The 18999-nt window shown below is 73.9% G+C and carries 15 protein-coding genes; 8 read left to right on the top strand and 7 right to left on the bottom strand.

Translation table 11 applies throughout. The features are described from left to right. Positions 1 to 102: 102 nt before the first annotated feature. On the bottom strand, positions 103 to 627 hold the full coding sequence (locus AB0399_RS24355; RefSeq protein WP_328465408.1) for a hypothetical protein: 525 nt from the start codon (positions 625 to 627) through the stop codon (positions 103 to 105). Positions 628 to 817: 190 nt separating this feature from the next. Between AB0399_RS24355 and AB0399_RS24350 the strand changes: the two genes are divergently transcribed. Beyond that, positions 818 to 1471 (top strand): TMEM175 family protein, encoded by a 654-nt coding sequence (locus AB0399_RS24350; RefSeq protein ID WP_366412785.1) that lies wholly within the window; start codon positions 818 to 820, stop codon positions 1469 to 1471. Positions 1472 to 1540: 69 nt separating this feature from the next. Here the strand turns inward: AB0399_RS24350 and AB0399_RS24345 are convergent, their stop codons facing one another. Beyond that, positions 1541 to 2185: an RDD family protein gene (locus tag AB0399_RS24345; protein WP_366412784.1), complete on the bottom strand. Its 645-nt coding sequence runs from the start codon at positions 2183 to 2185 to the stop codon at positions 1541 to 1543. A 319-nt stretch (positions 2186 to 2504) separates the two neighbouring features. Between AB0399_RS24345 and AB0399_RS24340 the strand changes: the two genes are divergently transcribed. Then, complete coding sequence (locus AB0399_RS24340; protein ID WP_366412783.1) at positions 2505 to 2657, top strand: putative leader peptide; 153 nt, start codon at positions 2505 to 2507, stop codon at positions 2655 to 2657. Positions 2658 to 2891: 234 nt separating this feature from the next. Beyond that, positions 2892 to 3962: an LLM class flavin-dependent oxidoreductase gene (locus AB0399_RS24335; RefSeq protein WP_366412782.1), complete on the top strand. Its 1071-nt coding sequence runs from the start codon at positions 2892 to 2894 to the stop codon at positions 3960 to 3962. Positions 3963 to 4023: 61 nt separating this feature from the next. Here AB0399_RS24335 and AB0399_RS24330 read toward each other — a convergent pair whose 3' ends face one another. Continuing rightward, on the bottom strand, positions 4024 to 4656 hold the full coding sequence (locus tag AB0399_RS24330) for a response regulator transcription factor (protein ID WP_366412793.1): 633 nt from the start codon (positions 4654 to 4656) through the stop codon (positions 4024 to 4026). Then, positions 4656 to 5954 carry a sensor domain-containing protein gene (locus AB0399_RS24325; RefSeq protein WP_366412781.1) on the bottom strand — a complete coding sequence of 433 codons (1299 nt, stop codon included), beginning with the start codon at positions 5952 to 5954 and terminating at the stop codon, positions 4656 to 4658. The genes AB0399_RS24330 and AB0399_RS24325 overlap by 1 nt, the downstream gene beginning before the upstream one ends. Before the next feature lie 258 nt (positions 5955 to 6212). On the opposite strand from AB0399_RS24325, the gene AB0399_RS24320 reads away from it, so the two are divergent. From AB0399_RS24320 to AB0399_RS24310, 3 genes are all read left to right on the top strand, one after another. Further along, entirely contained in the window at positions 6213 to 6950 is a 738-nt protein-coding gene (locus AB0399_RS24320; RefSeq protein WP_366412780.1) for an ABC transporter ATP-binding protein, read from the top strand. Further along, a complete protein-coding gene (locus tag AB0399_RS24315; RefSeq protein WP_366412779.1) occupies positions 6944 to 9571 on the top strand; it encodes an ABC transporter permease in 2628 nt (875 codons plus the stop codon). Before AB0399_RS24320 ends, AB0399_RS24315 begins: the two co-directional genes overlap by 7 nt. A 166-nt stretch (positions 9572 to 9737) precedes the next feature. After that, a complete protein-coding gene (locus AB0399_RS24310; protein WP_329368005.1) occupies positions 9738 to 10415 on the top strand; it encodes a GPP34 family phosphoprotein in 678 nt (225 codons plus the stop codon). Between the two features lie 19 nt (positions 10416 to 10434). Here AB0399_RS24310 and AB0399_RS24305 read toward each other — a convergent pair whose 3' ends face one another. Continuing rightward, entirely contained in the window at positions 10435 to 11850 is a 1416-nt protein-coding gene (locus AB0399_RS24305; protein WP_366412778.1) for an MFS transporter, read from the bottom strand. Between the two features lie 433 nt (positions 11851 to 12283). Between AB0399_RS24305 and AB0399_RS24300 the strand changes: the two genes are divergently transcribed. Further along, a complete protein-coding gene (locus AB0399_RS24300; protein ID WP_329368001.1) occupies positions 12284 to 13012 on the top strand; it encodes a GntR family transcriptional regulator in 729 nt (242 codons plus the stop codon). 60 nt (positions 13013 to 13072) lie between these two features. Here the strand turns inward: AB0399_RS24300 and AB0399_RS24295 are convergent, their stop codons facing one another. Next, the gene (locus AB0399_RS24295; RefSeq protein WP_366412777.1) at positions 13073 to 14149 is read right to left on the bottom strand and encodes a zinc-binding dehydrogenase; all 1077 of its coding nucleotides are present in this window, start codon (positions 14147 to 14149) and stop codon (positions 13073 to 13075) included. Between the two features lie 350 nt (positions 14150 to 14499). Here AB0399_RS24295 and AB0399_RS24290 point away from each other — a divergent pair, with 350 nt between their 5' ends. Continuing rightward, a complete protein-coding gene (locus AB0399_RS24290) occupies positions 14500 to 16905 on the top strand; it encodes a phosphocholine-specific phospholipase C (RefSeq protein ID WP_366412776.1) in 2406 nt (801 codons plus the stop codon). Between the two features lie 145 nt (positions 16906 to 17050). Here the strand turns inward: AB0399_RS24290 and AB0399_RS24285 are convergent, their stop codons facing one another. Further along, positions 17051 to 18937, bottom strand: a complete 1887-nt coding sequence (locus AB0399_RS24285) for a protein kinase (RefSeq protein ID WP_366412775.1) — start codon at positions 18935 to 18937, stop codon at positions 17051 to 17053. Positions 18938 to 18999 lie beyond the last annotated feature (62 nt).

Below are 18999 nucleotides of genomic sequence, written 5' to 3'. Positions count from 1 at the left end.
GCCGCGGCGTTCGTTCCCGGGGGCCTCCCTGGAGCTCGCCGGACCCCCTTGCGCCGGTCGGGGGACCGGCCTGGTCGGTGAGCGGCCTGGTCGGGGCCCGGCCTAGATCCAGTCGAGCCAGAAGAGGAAGACGTTCGCCAGCGCGCCCGGGGCGCCCGCGCCGAAGGCGATCACCAGGGCCTGGCCGATCGCCACGTCGGTCGGGTCGATGCCGGGCTGCCAGCGCAGGCGGGCGTCGAGCCCGGGGATCTCCCGGAAGGGCGAGTACGACCGCAGGGTGCCGTGGGCGGCGGCGATGGGCGTGCCGTCGCGCAGGAGGAGGGCGCGGCGCAGGCCGGTGGGCCGCAGTTCGTAGCCGCGGTCGCCGACCAGGGCGGTGCGGGTACGGCTCGCGCGGCTCATCGACCAGGCCCGGCCGGCGCGTTGGAGGGGTATCGGCCGGCCGTCGAACGTCATGCCGCCGAGGTCGCGGCCGGGCAGCGTCGTCACCGTCGGCACGTTCGGCCCGTCGAGCACCGCGATGACCGACGGCCAGCCGTCGTAGCTGATCCGGAGCTGCCCGAACGGGCTGTCGACGGTGCGGTGCCGGGTGAGGCGGACCTTGCGGCGGCCGCGGAACAGGGACACGTACGCTCAACCCCCCGGTATGAAAAGTGCGGCTCAGTCTGGCACACGGGCCCCTCCCGCCGCAGGGTCCTCGCCGCCCCGCGCCGATCCGCGGTGACACGCCGCGTACGGACCAATGGGCCGGACCCGGGCCGCCCGCACGGGAAGCTCTGGTTCTCCCAGGTACCCGGTGTGCGAGCAAGGCGGTGGCGTGGCGCAGGACAGGCACTCCCTGGGCCGGCTCACGGCCCTGACCGACGGGGTCTTCGCGATCGCCCTGACCGTCCTGGTGCTCCAGATCCCGGTGCCGCGGCTCGCCGACAGCGGTTCCGCCCGGCAGATGCGCACCGCGCTGTCCCGTCTGGAGGGCCAGTTCCTCAGCTACGCGGCCACGTTCGTCATCATCGCCGCCTTCTGGCAGCAGCACCGCCGGCTCTTCCACCTCTCCGCCTGGCACGACGAATGGGTGGGCCGCCTCAACTCCTTCTTCCTGCTGCTGATCGCGTTCCTGCCGTTCCCCTCCGCCCTGGTCGGACGGTACGGCTCCAACGCGGCGGCCGTGGTCTTCTTCAACCTCGCCGTGCTCGCCGTGGCCGCGGTCTTCGTGCTGCTCTGGCTACGGCTGCGCCACGTCGGCCACTTCACCGACTACCTCCCCATCGCCTACGGCCGCTGGGTGCTCGCCCGCACCCTCGCGGTGTCCGCCGCGCTGGCCACGTCTGCCGCCCTCGCACCGTTCGACACCGATGCGGCGACCTACGTGTGGATCGGCATCGTGCCTCTGATGCTGGCGGTGAACCTCCGCTACCGGAAGGCGATCTCCATCGCCAACACGGCTGAGGACGACGGGGATTCGGAGGGCTGAGCGGGTCAACGGCCCGGGGGTTCGGCGGGCCGGGGGTTCACCGGGCCGGGACTTCAGCGGGCCGGGACTTCACCGGGCCGGGCGGCGGGCTATGGCCGTACGGGCGGCGATGTCGATCACGCTGTGGTGGTAGGGGCGTTCGGTGAGGATGCGGAGGGGCCGGCTGAGGAACGCCACGAGGTTCACCAGCGGGATCAGCCAGCCCACGACCGCGAGGAGGCGCGCCCGCCGGAAGGACTGCTTCCAGGTCGGCCGCTCGTGGCCGTCCCAGAGCCGGACCACGCGCAGACCGGTCAGCAGCAGCCCGGGGGTGCCGCCCCACAGGGCCACGAACACGGCGCCGTAGAAGGTCAGCCAGACGCACCCGAGCAGCCAGAACGCGAGCAGGAAGTACCCCTGGCCGTCCGGGTCCACCGCGTACTGGATTCCGGACGCGAGCGTTCCCGGCGCGGCGAGCGAGATCGCGGCGATCGCCAGGTCGATCACCATGGCGGCGAACCGCCTTCCGGTGGACGCCAGTTCGACGGTCGCGACCTCGCCGCCGCCGACGGGCGCCCGGCCGGCCAGACCCGCGCAGGCGTACGCCGTCCGGGAGCCCTCCGGAGGCTCCGCCGTGAGCGGGTGCCTCATGCGCTGCCCCTCGCGGGCCCGTTCGCGCCGCGCGGCCCGGTCCATCGCGCCCGCGGCGGTGCGGCCGCCCTCCAACGTCTCCATCGTTTCCCGCCCTTGACGTGCACGGCAGTGCGCGCCTCGCACCGCGTTGTCGGCGGGGAGATCCTGACATGATCTTCGCAATGACCACACCATGAGTTCACCAAAGCTGCGCCAACTCGCCATCATCGGGGAACCAAAGAGGCGCCGCTGCCGTCACGGCGACCCGAGGACGCTGAGGCCCTGTTGAGGAAGTCCCACCCCCCTGACCTCGGCGGGGGATGTCCTGCGATCTGGGGGCGCCTCCCCCGTCGAAGCCTTTCGGGGAGCACCGGAAGCCGGTCCTTCACCCACGGAGATCCACACGACAGGCCCCAGCCGGGTGCCGCGTGCAGATGTCACACAGCCGTCACGCGTGCGCGCATTGCCAGCGGTCCGCGGGGCGCATAGCTTGGCGGGTGTGCGGCAAAGGACGAGGCTGGTGACCCGCGTGTACGTCGACCTGTTGCGGTCGGCAAGCGCGTTGTGTCGTTAGGCCCGCAGCCCCCTTCGCCCGTTCCGGGCCGTGCTCGCGCCCGCACCGGCAACCGCACTTCCGAGATGTTCCCGTCCCCGGCAGCCGCGGTGCCCCCGCTGCGCAACGCACCCACCCGCGCCCGGGCCGATTCCGGTGCCCCGTAGGGACTTTCCCGGAATCCCGCCGGCCCCGCCGCCGCCCACACGGAAACGCGCGGAAACGCACGATGACGCAACGAATCGGAGTCCCGCCGTGAGTTCGGAATTCCTCTGGTACATCCCCAACACCGTCGAACCCGGCCACCGGGGCGACGACACCACGACCGGCTGGGGCACGCTCGAATTCTCCACCGAACTCGCCCTCGCCGCCGAGGAGCACGGCTGGGGCGGCGCCCTCATCGGCGCGGGGTGGGGCCGGCCGGACGCCTTCACCGTGGCCACCGCGCTGGCCGCCCGCACCACCACGTTCAAGCCGCTGGTGGCGGTGCGCCCCGGCTACTGGCAGCCCGCGCACTTCGCGAGTTCCGCGGCCACCCTGGACCGGCTCAGCGGCGGGCGGCTGCTGGTCAACATCGTCAGCGGCCTGGACAGCGCCGCCGCGTACGGCGACGGCGAGAGCGACCCGGCCCGCCGCTACGACCGCACCCGCGAGTTCCTGCGGCTCGTACGCCGGCTGTGGACCGAGGAGAACGTCACCTTCCGCGGCGAGTTCTTCGGCGTCGAGGACTCCACGGTGAGCCCGCCGCCGTACGGTGCCGAGGACGGCAGGACCCCGCGGCTGTACTTCGGCGGCGCCTCCGCGGCGGCGGAGCGGGTCTCGGCCGCCGAGGCCGATGTCCAGCTCTTCTGGGGCGAGCCGCTCGACGGCCTGGCCGAGCGGATCGACCGGCTCAAGGCACTGAGCGCCTCGCTCGAACGGCGGCACGCCCCGCTGGAGTTCGGGCTGCGGATCACCACGCTGATCCGGGACACGACCGAGCAGGCGTGGCACGACGCCGAGGCGAAGGTCGCCGCGATGGCGGACCGGCCCGACACCACGGCCGCCTACTGGCACAGCGCCGTCGGGCAGCGTCGGCTGCGCGAACTCACCGAGCGCGGCGAGGTGTTGGACTCCTGCCTGTACACCGCGCCCGGCCGCGTCGGCGGCGTCGGCGCGGGCAGCAGCTGGCTGGTCGGCTCGCCCGACGACGTGGCCGCGGCGCTGCGCAGGTACGGCGAACTCGGCATCACCCACTTCGTGCTGTCCGACACCCCCTACCGCACGGAAGTGGCCCGGATCGGGGACCAGTTGCTCGGCCGACTCCGGCAGCCCAGCGCGGTCTGACCCGGCCTGATCCGGTTCGGCGGTTCAGCGGCAGGCCGTCAGGACCGCCAACGCAATGCCGTCAGGACTGGAGGAACGCCAGGACCGCCAGGACCCGGCGGTGGGTCTCCTCGGCCGGGGGCAGGTCGAGCTTGGCGAGGATGTTGCCGATGTGCTTGCCGACCGCGGCCTCGGAGACCACGAGCCCGCGGGCGATCGCGGCGTTGGAGCGGCCCTCGGCGACCAGCGCGAGGACCTCCCGTTCGCGCGGGGTGAGGCGTTCCAGGGGATCGCGGCGGTGGCGCAGCAGTTGGCGGACCACCTCGGGGTCCACCACGGTGCCGCCGTCGGCGACCTGGTGGAGGGCTGCCACGAACTCCTCGACCCGGCCGACCCGGTCCTTGAGCAGGTAGCCGACGCCGGTGCCGTCCCCGGTCTCCAACAGCTCCGTGACGTAGGAGCGTTGGACGTACTGGCTGAGCACGAGGACCGGGAGCGCGGGCGTCGCGCGGCGCAGGGCGACGGCGGCGCGCAGCCCCTCGTCGGTGAAGCCGGGCGGCATGCGGACGTCGGTCACCACGACGTCCGGGCGGTGCGCGGCGACAGCGGCGCGCAGCGCGTCGCCGTCGCCGACCGCGGCGACCACCCCGTGGCCGAAGCGCGCCAGCAGTCCGGTCAGCCCCTCGCGCAGCAGCACGCTGTCCTCGGCCAGCACTACCCGGAGCGGACGGTCGACGGCGTCATCTCGCACGGCAGCTCCACTCTCAGCAGGGTCGGTCCGCCGGGAGGGCTGGACAGTTCGAGTCTTCCATCCAGCACCGATACCCGGTCGGCGAGGCCGATCAGGCCCGAACCCCGGCCGGCCGAGGCGCCGCCGCGCCCGTTGTCGCCGACCTCGACCGTGAGGCGGCCCGCGGCGTACCTGCCCACCACGCCGGCCCGGGTCGCGCCGCTGTGCCGGGCGATGTTCGTGAGCGCCTCGCACACCACGAAGTACGCGGTGGCCTCGACCGCGTCGGGCAGCCGGCCCGGCAGGTCGAGGGAGACGTCCACCGGCACCGCCGACCGGTCGGCGACATCCGGGATCGCCGCCGGCAGGCCGTAGTCGGCCAGCACCTTGGGGTGGATGCCGCGGATCAACTCCCGCAGCGCGAGGAGGACTTCGCCGGCCTCGTCGTGTGCCTTCGCGATCAGGTCCGCGACCGGACCCGGCGGGGCGTCCAGGCGGGCGAGGCCGAGGGTCATGGTCAGTGCCACCAGCCGCTGCTGGGCGCCGTCGTGCAGATCGCGCTCGATACGGCGCCGCTCCGCCTCGAAGGCGTCCATCAACCGGCCCCGGGAGCTGGCGAGTTCCACGATCCGGCGGCCCAGCGCGTCGTCGCGCGGCGACGTGAGCAGCCGGGTGAGCCCGGCACGTGCGCCGGCCAGCGGGCCGAGCACGTATCCGACGACGCCGAGCAGCACCACCCCCAGCAGCGCCGCGCCGAGCGCCTCGGGATACGACGACACGCTCCACGTCTTGAGCACCCTGTACTGGCGTCCGTGGCCGACCGTCGCCATCAGGACGGGGGTGGCGATCAGGCCCAGCGCCACGGCCAGCGCGACGCCCGCGGCCAGCAGGTCCAGCGGCCACAGCACGACCGCGAGCAGCAGCGTGTACGCCAGCTCCCGCCAGGTCGCCTGCTCCCGGTACCGGGTGCGCAGCAGCGCGACGACGCCCGGCCGGCCCGGCGGCCGGTGGCCGCTCGGCGCCGGGTCGGCGTCGATCAGCCGCAGCCGCCACCGTTCGACGGCCGCCACCGGAATGCCCACCAGGCCGAGCAGGGCCAGCAGCGGCAGCCCGACCAGCACCAGGGTCAGCCCGCCGGCGACCACCGCGTACCCGGCGATCACCACCAGCGCGGCCAGCCCCACCGGAGCGCTGCTCAGCAGGTAGCCCGCCGCCCGCCAGGGCCACGACGTCAGCAGGTAGTCGGGCCGGGCCAGGGCCTGCCAGACGTTGCGGGAGCGCATCCGCCCACCGTAGAAGAGCGGTTCGGGGCCAGGCGATCCCGCTGGACCGAACTCCGGGGTAGTGCCTGCCCTACCCCGAACCCATCCCGTCCGCACGCCGCGTGGCCTACGTGACCGTCAACTTCCCCTTGTTCAGGGCATGTCCGGCCCCCCAGCCGTAATACCAGCCGTACGGCCGTGTCCGGTGGGTCTGGGCCCACCCCAGGACTCGGTCCTGCCCTCCTGCGCCCCGCCGCGCCCGGCGCTTGGGTGAGAGGCATGGCGAACGAAGCGGTCCAACTGCGCGCGGTGAGCAGGACATACGGGTCGAGGGACGCGCGGGTCACCGCGCTCGACGACGTGACACTGGGCTTTCCGGCCGGAACCTTCACCGCGGTGATGGGCCCGTCGGGGTCGGGCAAGTCGACGCTGCTGCAGTGCGCGGCGGGGCTCGACCGGCCGACGTCCGGGGCGGTGCTGCTCGGCGGTACCGACCTGACCGGGCTGAGCGAGACGGAGTTGACGCTGCTGCGCCGCCGGCGGGTCGGCTTCGTCTTCCAGTCGTTCAACCTGCTGCCCGCGCTGACCGCGGAGCAGAACGTCGCGCTGCCGCTTCGGCTTTCCGGGCGGCGCCCGGCGAAGGGCGCCGTGCCGGAGGCGCTGGCCCGGGTCGGCCTCGCCGAGCGGGCCCGGCACCGCCCGGCCGAGCTGTCCGGCGGCCAGCAGCAACGGGTCGCGCTGGCAAGGGCGTTGATCACCCGGCCCGAAGTGCTGTTCGGCGACGAGCCGACCGGCGCGCTGGACTCCGCGGCGAGCCGCCAGGTGCTGGCCATGCTGCGGGCCATGGTCGACGACGACGGCCGGACCGTCGTCATGGTCACCCACGACCCGGTCGCGGCCTCCTTCGCGGACCGGGTGCTGTTCCTCACCGACGGCCGGCCGAGCGGCGAACTGGACTCCCCCACCGCCGAGTCGGTCGCCGCCCGCATGGCCCGGCTGGAGGCGGCGGCGTGTTGAGCACCGCGCTGCGGACCCTGCGGGCCCGCTGGGTCACCTTCGCCGGCAGTTTCGTCGCCCTCGCAATCGGGGTGGGCCTGATCACGACGACGGGCCTGGCGCTCGCGTCCGGTGCGCACGCCCCGCACCGCGGCCCGGAGCGGTTCGCGTCCCCCTCGGCGCCGGTGGTCGTGCACGGCGCCGACACCCTGCGGGTGCCGACGCCGATCGGGGTGCGGACCGCGGAACTGTCGCAGCCCCGGCCGGTGCCGCCCGGCCTGATCGCCGCGCTGGCGAAGCTCGGCAGGGTCACCGCGGACCGGTCGTTCGCGGTGAGCGCCGCGCGCGGCCGGGCCGGCGCCGACCGCCTCGTCCTCCCCGACGACTCCGGCAGCCCCGACAGCGCGGACAGCGCGGACGGCGCGGACGGCGCGGACGGCGCGGACGGCGCGGACGGCGCTGACGGCGCTGACGGCGCTGACGGCGCTGACGGCCCGACCGAACTGACCGGCCACCCCTGGGCCTCCGCCGGCTTCGCCGGTTACCGGCTCACCGCGGGCCGCGCGCCCGCCGCGCCGGACGAGGTCGTCGTCTCCGGCGCCTGGGCCCGCCCGGGGCAGCGGATCGCGATGCGCGCGGCCGGGAGCGTACGGACCAGGACCGTGGTCGGCACGGTCGCCGCTCTTCCCTTCGAGCGGGCGGTGTTCTTCACCGGCGCCGAGGCGGCCCGGCTCTCGCCGCGAGTCCACGACGTGGTGGTGGCGGCGCCCGCCCGCGCGGTGGCCTCCGCGGTCGCCGCGGACCCGGCGGCCGCCAGCGTCCAGGTGCTGACCGGCGACCGGCGGCGGCTGGCCGACCCCGACCGGAACGGCGACCACGAGGCGATGATCGCCGTCTACGCCCTGCTCGGCACCGCGGGCGGGGTCACCGGCTTCGTGTCGGTGTTCGTGGTGGCGTCGACGTTCGCGTTCTCCGTCGCCCTGCGCAGGCGGGAGTTCGGCCTGCTGCGGACCGCGGGGGCGACCCCGCGGCAGGTCCGCCGGATGGTGTGCGCCGAAGCGTTCGCGGTCGGAGTGCCGGCGTCGGCCGCGGGCTGCGTCCTCGGCGGATACGGCGCTCCGTGGCTGGCCCGGACGCTGGTGGGGCAGCGGGTCGCGCCGCGGTGGTTCGCGATCGGCGGGGCGGCCTGGCCGTACGGGGCGGCGTTCGGCACCGGCCTGCTGGTCGTCCTGGCGGGGGTGTGGGCGGCCGGCCGGCGGGCGGGACGGGTCGCGCCCACCGAGGCGCTGCGGGACGCGGCCCTGGACCACCGGGTCATGGCGCCCGGCCGCCTGGTGGCGGGCGGCGCGATGCTGCTGGGCGGCGGCTGGCTCCTGGTGTCGGGCCTGGTGGCCGACCCGGGCGGGGCGCTGCACCGCAAGGCGTACACCGTGCAGCCGATGGTGCTGATCACCGCGGTCGCGCTGCTCGCGCCGGCGGTGGTGCGACCGCTGGTCCGGCTGCTGGCGTGGCTGCCGGCCAGGCTGCCCGGCGCGACCTGGATGCTCGCCGGGGAGAGCGCAGCGGCGGCCGTCCGCCGCAGCGCGGCCCTCGCGGCGCCGGTGCTGATGTCGGTGGCGCTGGCCGGGTCGCTGCTGGGCGCGGCCGCGACCGTCGACGCGGCCAAGGCGGCGGAGGCGCGCGGGCAGAGCGCCGCCGACTTCGTGGTCACCGCCGCCGACGGCGAGGGGTTCGCCCCGGCGACCGTCGCCCGGGTCGCCGCGGTGCCCGGCGCCGACGCGGCCGCGTTCGCCCCGTCCACCGTGCACACCCTGGAGGACGGGGTGGCCCTGGTCGCGGACCAGGCCGAGGCGGTCTCCCCGGCGGGGCTGGCGGCGGTGGCGCGCCCGCCCGTCGTCGCGGGCCGGTTGGCGGCGCTCGACGACGACTCGATCGTCGTCAACCAGGAGTGGGCCGACCACACGGTGGGTCACCGCGTGCGGGTGTGGCTGGGCGACGGCACGCGCAGGTCGCTGCGGATCGCGGCGGTGCTGCGGCAGGGCACCGGCGACAACGGCGTGTACGTCACGCCCGCGAACGGTGCGGGCTCCGCCGTGCGGCGGATCGACGTGCGGCTGCGGCCCGGCGCGGACCGCGCCACCGTCGTGACGGCGCTGCGGGACGCGGTGGCGCCGGCCGGCGGGCTGGTACGGACGGCGGACCGGTGGACGTCGGCGCGGTACCCGCGGACCGGCCGGCAGACCCTGACCGGCTTCTGGCTGGTGCTCGGCATCGCCCTGCTCTACACGGGCATCGCGCTGGCGAACACGACGGTGATGGCGACCGCCGACCGTTTCCGCGACCTCGCGGCGCTGCGGCTCGCGGGCGCGACCGTACGGCAGGTGCTGTGGCTTCTGGCCGCGGAGTCGCTGCTGGTGGTCGCCGTCGGCGTGCTGCTGGGCGGCCTGGTGACGGGCCTGGACCTCGCCGGTGTCCGGGTCGCCCTCGCGCTGCTGTCGGTACGGTCCGCCGTGGTGGTGCCGTGGGGCACGGTCGGCGCGGTGGCCGGGGCGTGCGCGGTGCTCGCCGTGGGGTCCGCGCTGGTCCCGGCGGCGGTCCTGCTGCGCCGCGGCCCGGTCGGGGCGGCCGGGACCCGCGAGTGATCCGGCGCGGGTCCGCGGGGCCTCGCGGGGGCCGAAGCGGGTGCGGTGTACCGGGTGCCGGTGCCGGGTACGCCGGATACGCCGGGTACGGCGAAACGGGTGCCGTGCGCGGCGAACCGGGCGCCCCGCGGACGGCGTCCAAGCTATTCCAGGGGAGGCGGAACAGATGGAACTGACGTTGGCGGAAGAGCTGTTGCTCCTCTCCAGGAACGAGCAGTCCGGTCGGCTCGCCGCCGGCGAGGCGGTGTCGTTCGGCGTGGCGGGGGCCGTGCTGATGGAACTGGCGCTGGACGGGCGGATCGGGGTGCGCGACAACCGGCTGGTCGCGCTCGACGGCGGGTCCGGCGCGCTCGCCGTACGCCAGGCCGGGCCGGCCGCGGAGGAGTTGTGGAAGCGCATCCGCGAGCAGCGGCGCCCGCGGCGGGCCGCACGGTGGGTGGGCTCCGCCAGGAACGACAAGGCGTACCAGAAAGTGCGGACCGGGCTCCGCGACCGCGGCATCGTGCACGCCGAACGCCACCGCGTCCTCGGCCTGTTCCCCGCCACGCGCTGGACCGAGGCGGACCCCGTGCCCGGCGTCGAGATCCGCGACCGCGTCGCCCGGGCGGTGAGCGGCGGCGACGCCGACGAACGCACCGTCGCCCTCGTCCTGCTCGTGGACGCCTCCGAACTGTCCACGCGGGTCTTCCCGCGGATCGACCGGCGCACCCGCAAGGACCGGTTGCGGAAGTTCGCCGCGGGTCCCTGGGCGAGCGAACCGGTCGGGGAGGCCGTCCGGGCGGTCACCAAGGGCGTCACCGGCGCCCTCTCCTCGGCCCGCGCCGCCCAGGCGGCGAACAACTGACGTGCGCCGGCCGCCCGGCTCAGCTCGGTACGGGCTCGGGTTCGGGACGGCCCGCCGGCGTCTCGTCGAGGTCGCTGAGGGCCAGGTCCTTCGATTCGCGCAGCACCAGGGTGGTCGCGATGCCGAGGACGAAGCAGATGCCGGCGATCAGGGTGACCACCCGCAGCCCGTAGTGGTCGAGTGCGATCGGGGTGATGAGCGCGCCCAGGAACGCGCCGATCTTGGCGATGCCCGCGGACAGGCCGTGGCCGGTGGAGCGGACGGCGGTGGGGTAGGTCTCGGCGGCGAGCAGCATGGTGGTGTAGTTCGGGCCGAGCGCGATGCCGAACAGGGAGATCCCGAAGACGAGGGCGAACGGGACGACGGTGTGGGTGAGCCCGCCGATGGCGGAGATCAGCAGCATCGACAGGGCGCTGCATCCGAAACCGATGATCTGGAGCCGGCGCCGGGGTATCCGGTCGAGCAGCGCGAGGCCGACGATCGCGGCGGTGAGGCTGAAGCAGACCACGAGGACCGCGTTGATGGCGATGTTGCGGATGGTGGTGGCCTGCGGCGTGATGCTGGCGATCAGCAGCGGCTGGCTGACCGAGTTGCCGTAGACGGCGACGTTGAAGAAGAACCAGGCGCCGGCGGTGCCGAGCAGGGCGAGCAGGAAGCGCCGGCCGCGCAGTACCGAGGTCAGGGACGGGCGCGGCGTGCCGGAGTTCCGGGTCTCGCGGGCCACGGTGTGCCCGGAGTAGTCGGCGAGGTCGTCGGCGGCCCGCGCCGCGTCGCCGGCCACGTTCAGGGTCCAGCGGGGCGACTCGGGCATGTGCCTGCGGTTCCACAGGACGAAGAGCGAGGGCAGCGCGCCCAGCCCCAGCACGATCCGCCAGGCCATGTGGTCGGGGGTGCCGACCGCGAGGATCAGCAGCGCCACCAGGTAGGCGGCGACCTGGCCGAGCACGTAGAACAGGAAGGTCGTGCCGACCAGCCGGCCCCGGTTGCGGCGGTTGGCGAACTCGGTCATGATCACGCCGCTCGCGGGGTAGTCGCCGCCGATGCCCAGGCCGAGGATCAGCCGTCCGGCCAGCAGGATCGCGAAGTTCGGGGCGAACGCCGACACCAGGGCGCCGACGATCATCAGCACCGCTTCGAGCCCGTAGATCCGGCGCCGGCCGAGGAGGTCGCCGAGGCGGCCGAAGATGAGGGCGCCGACCGCGACCGCCAGCAGGGTGGAGCTGGTGACCAGCGATACCTGGCCGGAGTCGAGCCCGAACTGCGGCTTGACCAGCAGCATCACGGTGCCGATCACGTTCAGGTCGTAGGAGTCGGTGAAGAAGCCGGCGCCGGCGACGACGGCGGCCTTCAGGTGGAAGGTGCTGAGCGGGGCGTCGTCCAGGGTCTTCTGGACGCCGGCGGGGCGGGCGATGGTCGTGGTGGCGGCGGCGGTCACAGCGTGTCCCCCTGGTCATGAGCGTCCATGAGCGCGGGCAGGGCCGCCACGCTGTCGCGGAGGTGGGTGCGGGTGCGGTCGGGGCAGGCCGATGGGAGCGGAGTTCGCACAGTCGTCCTTCGTGGTGGTGTGCGCGAGGTGGTGGGTTCGCGTGCGGAGGCCGCGGACTGCGGGCGGGGACGGTCACGGGGTGCGCCGGCTCGCGGTTGAGTAGGACTGTCGCAGCGGCCCAGAAGGGCGTCAACGTCTTGTACTTACAAGTCATCGACTGTTCACCTGGAACCAACGCGATGAATCCGGACCAATCGACCCCATCGGCCCCTTGGATCACACCGATCGCACACGACGCCTCGCCCTATGATGACAAGATCGGTTACGCCAGCGATCCGGGGCCACGGATCGGGAGAATTCGCCCGCCTGTAGGGTCAGGCGTGTGAAGGAGTCTCTGCACAGCGCCATGGCAGCCGAGTTGCGTCGGCGCATCCGAAGCGGCGAGATCGGGGTCGGGGAGTCACTGCCCTCGGAGGCCGACCTCTGCGAGGAGTTCTCCGCCTCGCGCACCCCGGTACGGCAGGCGCTGGCGACGCTGCGCGAGGAGGGCCTGATCAGCGGCGGCCAGGGGAAGCGCTCCATGGTCCTGGACGCCGTGCCGTCCCAGCCGTTCGGGTCGTTCCTGTCCTTCACCATGCGCGCCGAGCTGACCGGACACGTCCCGGGCCAGCGCCTCCAGGAGATCGCCCTGCGCCGCCCCGACCCGGCGGTGGCCGCAGCTCTCCAGATCGGCGCCGACGACCTGGTGGTCCAGCTCCTGCGGCTGCGCCTGCTCAACGGCCGCCCGGCCATGCTGGAGCGGATGACCTACACCGAGTCGGTCGGACGGCCGCTGATGAGCGCCGACCTCGACGCGGGCTCGATCTACGCGCTGCTCACCGAACTGGGTACGGATCTCGCCTCGGCCCGGCACACCTTCGACGCGGTGGCCGCCGACGCCACCGACGCCGAACTGCTCGACGTGGCACCGGGGTCGGCGCTGCTGCGGGAGCGGCGTCTGACCACCGACTCCCAGGGCGTGCCGATCGAGTGGTCCGACGACCGCTACCGGCCGGACGTGGCCACCGTGACGGTGACCAACACCCGTAGTACGCGCACCGCGAGGCTCTGACCGCGCGGGTCCCCGGCTTCGGCGCCAGGGCCCCGGTTCACGGGCAAGGCGCGAACCGCCTCAAAGGCGCGGCGCCACGGCCTGCCGCGGCGCCACGGCCTGCCGCGGCGCCGCGGCGCCGCGGGCGGCCGCGAGCGCGGCGTCCATCCGGTCCAGCCCGTACGTTCCCCCCACCAGGTCGGCGAACGGATAGCCGCGGTGGTGTGCGGCGAGGAACCGTACGGCGGCCGCGAGGTCCACCGGGCGGTAGTTGTGCACGCCGACCACGGTGTGCAGCCCGCGGACCACCCGCTCCGGGTCGAGGGCCACGGTCGCGCCCGGTGACACCGAACCGACCAGCACCGCCGTACCGCCCACCGCGAGGGCGTCCAAACACCGCTGCACCGCGGTCGAATGGCCGGAGAACTCCATCGCGACGTCGGCCTCCCCCGGGGTGGACGAACCGTCGTGCACCTCGGCCGCGCCGAAGGTGAGTGCCTGGTCGCGCCGGGCCGGATCGGGGTCCACCGCGGCCACCCGCGCGCCCGCCGTGGTGGCCATGGCCACCGCCGTCAGACCGAGCATCCCGGCTCCCGTCACCAGCACCCGCCGGCCCTCCAGCGGACCCGCGGCGGCGATCGCCGCGGCGACGGTCGCGGTCGCGCAGGACGCCGGACTGGCCACCTCGTCCGGCAGGTCGGCGGGCACCGCGACGACCGCCGTGCCCGGCAGCACGACGCAGTGGGTGGCGAACCCGCCGGTCAACGGCGCGCTCTCGACCAGCGGTTCGTGCCCGTATTTCCGCAGACCCAGGCACTTGTGCGGCAGTCCCCGCGCGCAGCGTTCGCAGCTGCCGCAGGACGCGGTGACCGACCAGACCACCCGCGTGCCGGGCGTCACCGGCGACCCGTCCACGCAGCGCACGCCGCCCGCGCCCACCCCGAGCACCGTGCCCACCTGCTCGTGGCCGAGCAGCGCGGGCACCGGGGAGGGACGCCGGCCCGACACCGTATGGAGGTCGCTGCCGCAGACCGTGGCCAGGTCGATCCGCACCAGCAGCTCTCCGGACCCCGGAACGACGGAGGTGCGGTCCGAGACCACGGAGAACGGGCTCCCCACCCCGTCCCAGCGGGCATAGCGGACCGGGACGGTATCCATCGAAGACGTCATGGTCTGAACTTGTCATGACGGCAGGCAGAAATCAAAGACCTATAGCTACAGCTTGGCTTATTGTTCACCCTGTCAGCACCGGACCGCCTCGATCCCCCCTCGCCCACCATGCGCCGCCATGCACCGCCGAGCCCCCGCCGCACCGCGCCCTACGGGGGAAAACCGCGCCCAGCAACGGAATTGACGCCGATCGTGGCGGCCATCCGCTCGACAGCCGTTCACCTGCCGGACAGCCAATGTGTCATGACAGGTGAAGGTGTGATGCGCCAAGTTCTGCATAGCCAGATCCCAGCAGCCGCGGGACCCCACCCCCGCGCTGCCCGACGAAAGGTCTGTCCATGTCCCCGATCACCCGCAGAACCCTGCTCGGCTCGGCCGCCGCCGTCGGCGCGGGCACCGCGCTGGGCGGGCTGCCCCTCGGCGTCCAGAAGGCCATGGCGGCCTCCACCGGATCGGGTTCGCTCTCCTCGGTCGAGCACGTCGTGATCCTGATGCAGGAGAACCGCTCGTTCGACCACTACTACGGAACCCTCCGAGGCGTACGCGGCTTCGGCGACACCTCGCCGCTGCGCTTCCCGAGCGGCTCGAACGTCTGGAACCAGGACACCAAGGGCTCGGCGGGCGGCGGCGGCATCCTCCAGCCCTGGCACCTCGACACCTCGGTCTGCGACGCCCAGCAGGTCAAGGACCTCGACCACTCCTGGTCCGGCACCCACGCGGCCTGGAACAACGGCCTGAACAACAACTGGGTCCCGAACAAGTCCGGTTACGCCATGGGCTACTACACCCGCGCCGACGTGCCCTTCCACCACGCGCTGGCCGACGCCTTCACCATCTGCGACCAGTACTTCTGCTCGGTCCAGGGCCCCACCCACCCCAACCGGCTCTACCTGTGGACCGGGATGATCGACCCGGCGGGCACGGCCGGCGGCCCGGTCACCGTCAACGTCGAGAGCGGCTGCTCCTGGACCACCTACCCGGAGATGCTCCAGGACGCCGGCGTCTCCTGGCGGGTCTACCAGGAGGCGGACAACTACGACTGCAACCCGCTCGCCTGGTTCACCCAGTTCGTGAACGCCCCCACCACCTCCCCGCTGTACACCCGCGGCATGGCCCGGGTCGCGAGCATCACCTCCGCGATCAGCGCCGACATCGCGGCCGGCACCTTCCCCACCGTCTCCTGGGTGGTCGCCCCCACCGCCAAGTCCGAACACCCCGCCTACCGCCCGGCCGACGGCGCCGACTTCGTCAGCGGCGTGCTCTCCGCCATCGCCGCCGACCAGGCCACCTGGGACTCCACCGTCGTCTTCTACAACTACGACGAGAACGACGGCTTCTTCGACCACGTCGCGCCGCCCGTCCCCGCCCCCGGCACCGCCGCGGAGTTCGTCGGCAGCACCCCGATCGGGATGGGCCCGCGCGTCCCGATGACCGTCATCTCCCCCTGGTCCACCGGCGGCCGGGTCTGCTCCCAGGTGTTCGACCACACCTCCCCCGTGCGGTTCGCCGAACTGGTCACCGGCGTGCGCTGCGTCAACATCTCCGACTGGCGGCGCGCGGTCAGCGGCGACCTCACCAGCGCCTTCACCTTCGGCACCGGTCCCGTCGCGTTCCCGACCGACCTGCCCGACACCGCTGCCCTGGTCGCCGCCGCCGACCGGCAGAAGTCGCTGCCGGCCCCCACGCTGCCCGCCACCGGCGCGCTGCCCGCGCAGGAGTCCGGCGACCGCCCCGCGCAGCCGCTGGGCTACGTCTTCGACACCGCGTCCTGGACCGACACCTCGACGAACCGCGTCTGGTTCGAGACCGACAACGCGGGCACCCTGGCCGGAAGCTTCACGGCCTACACGGTCAACCACCGCACCTTCCAGGCGTGGAACCTGAACTGCCCGGTCGGCGGGAGCCTCACCGACTACTTCTCCGCGAAGACCTACGGCGGCGGCCCCTACGACATCGACCTGCACGGCCCCGACGGCTACCTCCGCGGTTTCCAGGGCAACGTCCTGACCTGGACGGACACCACCAAGGCCCACCCCGAGGCCCGCGTCGTCGACAACCAGGACGGCGCCACGCTGACCCTGACCGTCAGCAACGCCGGTTCGGTCCCCACCGACTTCACCGTCCAGCCCAACGCCGCCTACCTCGCCCCTGCCGGCGCCGCCGCCACCACCCTCACCGTGGCGGCCGGCGGAAGCTCCCGGACCACGCTGAAGGCCACCTCGGCCGGCCGTTACGACTACACCGTCACCGCCTCCACCGGCGACGGCTTCGCCCGCCGCTTCGCCGGCCGCCTCTACGCGACGTCGGGGTCACCCGCCCCCGCCGCCACCCATGTGCTGGTCAACCGCAACAGCGGCCTGGCCATCGACGACCCCTCCGCCTCCAAGGCCGCCGGCACCGCGCTCATCCAGTGGCCGGTCGACGGCGGCGCGAACCAGAGCTGGAGGTTCGTCCCGCTGCCCGGCGGCGTCCACAACCTCGTCAACGTGTCCTCCGGCCTCGGCATGAACGTCGCCGGTGGCAGCAGGTCGCCCGGTGCCGCGATCATCCAGTACCCGCTCCAGGGCAGCACCAACGAGCAGTGGACCACCGCCCCCGTGGGCAACGGCTACGTCACCCTCACCAGCGTCAGAAGCGGCCTCGTCCTCGGCGTCACCGACGCCTCCACCAGCCGGAGCGCCACGCTCCAGCAGCAGGGCAACACCGGGAGCACCTCGCAGCAGTGGCTGCTGTCACCCGTGTAGGCCCCACCTCGGCGGCGCGGAACGCACGCACGCCGTCCCGTTCGCGTTCCCGTCGCCATCGCCGCCTGCCGTGCGGTCGGGCTCCGATGGCGGCGGGGCGTTCGGGCGGGGCGTTCGGGCGGTGCGGTGGCGCGGGGGCGGACGGTCAGTCGTTGGACCAGAGGAGGTCGGCGGAGCTGCCGCAGGCGGTGGTGGTCGCGTACGCGCCGACGGTGGTGTCGTTCTGGAGGCACTGGCCGGCCGAGACGTTCTGGAGGGTGGTGCCGGAGGAAGTCGAGCGGCCGAGCTTCCACCGGTCGGCGTCGGAACTGCCGCAGGAGACCACGTAGCTGAAGTTGTCCCCGCTGCCGGCAAGGCAGTTGCCGCTGCCGGCGTTCCGCAGTTCGAAGGTGCCGCCGGACACCGCGGCGTAGGTCCACTTGAAGGGGCCGCTGGAGCCGCAGCTCGCCAGGTAGGCGGAGGTGCTGTGGTTGACGTCGTAGGCGAGGCAGTGCCCGTCCAGGGCGGACACCAGCCGGTGGGTGCCGCTCGCGGTGATGGTGGCGCCCGAGCCGGACGAGCCGGTGGAACCCGAAGAAGCGCCGCCCGAGCCGCCGGAGCTGCCCGAGGACTTCGAGCCGCCGGACCCGCCCGAGCCCGACGAGGACCCGCCGGAACGGCCGGCCGATCCCGAGCCGGCCCGCGTGCCCGAGGTCCCGGTGCCGGCCGCGCCGGCGTGCGTGCCGCCCGAGGGGGACGTCGCGCCCTTGGAGGGTGAAGGCCCCCTCCTGACAGCGGAGTTGGACCCGGAGGGCGTCGCGGAGCCGGTCGACGTGCCGGTGCTGGGCAGGGCGGCCGCCGTGCCGCCGCCAGCGGACGGTGAGTGCGCGTCGTGGTCCTTCGGCGTGAGCAGGTACGGGGTGAGCGCCACCGCACCGCCGGTCGCGACGACCACCAGGGGAATCACCAGGACGCGCGGCAGCCGCAACCTGCGCCGCTCGGGCTCGGGCTCGGGCACGGGCGCGGGCGCGAGTTCGGGCGCGGGCTCCGGATCAGGCTGGGGTCCGGGCTTCGGGCCCGAGGGGCCGGGTCCGGGCTCGGAACCCGGGGGCAGTTCAGCGGCGGCCTCCGTCGCCCGCTCCCCCGCCTCCGGTTCGGGGACCCGCTTCGCCGACTCGCGGCGCGTGGCCAGCAGTTCGCGCACGCGCGGCGGCCAGGGCGGCACGCCGGCGGCGACGTGCGACGCGGCCCGCGCCGCCAACTCCGCTGCGGTGGGCCGGTCTTGAGGCTCGCGCGCGAGGCAGTCGGCGACCACCGTCGCCAGTTCCGCGTCGACCGCACGAAGCGGCGCGAGGTCCGGCTCCTGGTGGATGATGCGGTAGAGCATCTGCACGCCGCCGCCGTCCCCGTACGGCGGCTGCCCGGTCGCCGCGTACCCCAGCAGGCAGCCCAGGGCGAACACGTCCGTGGCACCCGTCAAATCCCGTTGGCTGGAAGCCTGTTCCGGCGACATGTACGCGGGGGTGCCGATCACCATCCCGGACTGGGTCAACCGGCTCTGCTCCAGCGCCATCGCCACCCCGAAGTCGATCAGGGTGAGCCCGTCCGCGCGCAGCATCACGTTCGACGGCTTGAGATCCCGGTGCACGATGCCGACCTCGTTCACCACCGCCAGGCCCGCCGCGGCCTCCCGCAGCAGCAGCCAGACGTCCGCGACGGGCATCGGTCCGCCGTTGACCCGCAGCGCCTCGTCCAGGGTGATACCGGGAATGTGCGCGGTGGCCAGCCAGGGTGGCCGCGACTCCCGGTCGCTGTCCAGGAGTTCGGCGCTGACTCCCGCGGGCAGGCGGGCCAGGTTGTCGAGTTCGTGGCCGAAGCGCCGCCGGAACCCCTCGTCGTCGGTCAGATGCGGGTGCACCTGCTTGACCGCGGCGAACCGCCCGCCGGCCAGGCCCAGGTAGACCCGCCCCATCCCGCCCGACCCGAGCCGGCCCAGCAGCGTGAAGGGGCCGATCCGGCTCGGGTCGTTCTCCGCGAGTGGCTCGGCTCCCATCCCACTCGGACCACTTCCGTCTCCCCCGTACGCAGTCATGCGCAGCAGGCTAGTCAAGCCCG

It is taken from the genome of Streptomyces sp. NPDC088194 (assembly GCF_040702025.1).
In the GTDB taxonomy this organism is placed as follows: Bacteria; Actinomycetota; Actinomycetes; order Streptomycetales; family Streptomycetaceae; genus Actinacidiphila.
This window is presented reverse-complemented; position numbering and strand designations above follow the sequence as displayed.

Bases quoted from the DNA above. Each gene is read 5' to 3' on its own strand.
- AB0399_RS24345 (WP_366412784.1), bottom strand. From the start codon at position 2,185: ATGGAGACGTTGGAGGGCGGCCGCACCGCCGCGGGCGCGATGGACCGG.
- AB0399_RS24325 (WP_366412781.1), bottom strand. From the start codon at position 5,954: ATGCGCTCCCGCAACGTCTGGCAGGCCCTGGCCCGGCCCGACTACCTG.
- AB0399_RS24320 (WP_366412780.1), top strand. From the start codon at position 6,213: ATGGCGAACGAAGCGGTCCAACTGCGCGCGGTGAGCAGGACATACGGG.
- AB0399_RS24310 (WP_329368005.1), top strand. From the start codon at position 9,738: ATGGAACTGACGTTGGCGGAAGAGCTGTTGCTCCTCTCCAGGAACGAG.
- AB0399_RS24295 (WP_366412777.1), bottom strand. From the start codon at position 14,149: ATGGATACCGTCCCGGTCCGCTATGCCCGCTGGGACGGGGTGGGGAGC.
- AB0399_RS24290 (WP_366412776.1), top strand. From the start codon at position 14,500: ATGTCCCCGATCACCCGCAGAACCCTGCTCGGCTCGGCCGCCGCCGTC.
- AB0399_RS24285 (WP_366412775.1), bottom strand. From the start codon at position 18,937: ATGGGAGCCGAGCCACTCGCGGAGAACGACCCGAGCCGGATCGGCCCC.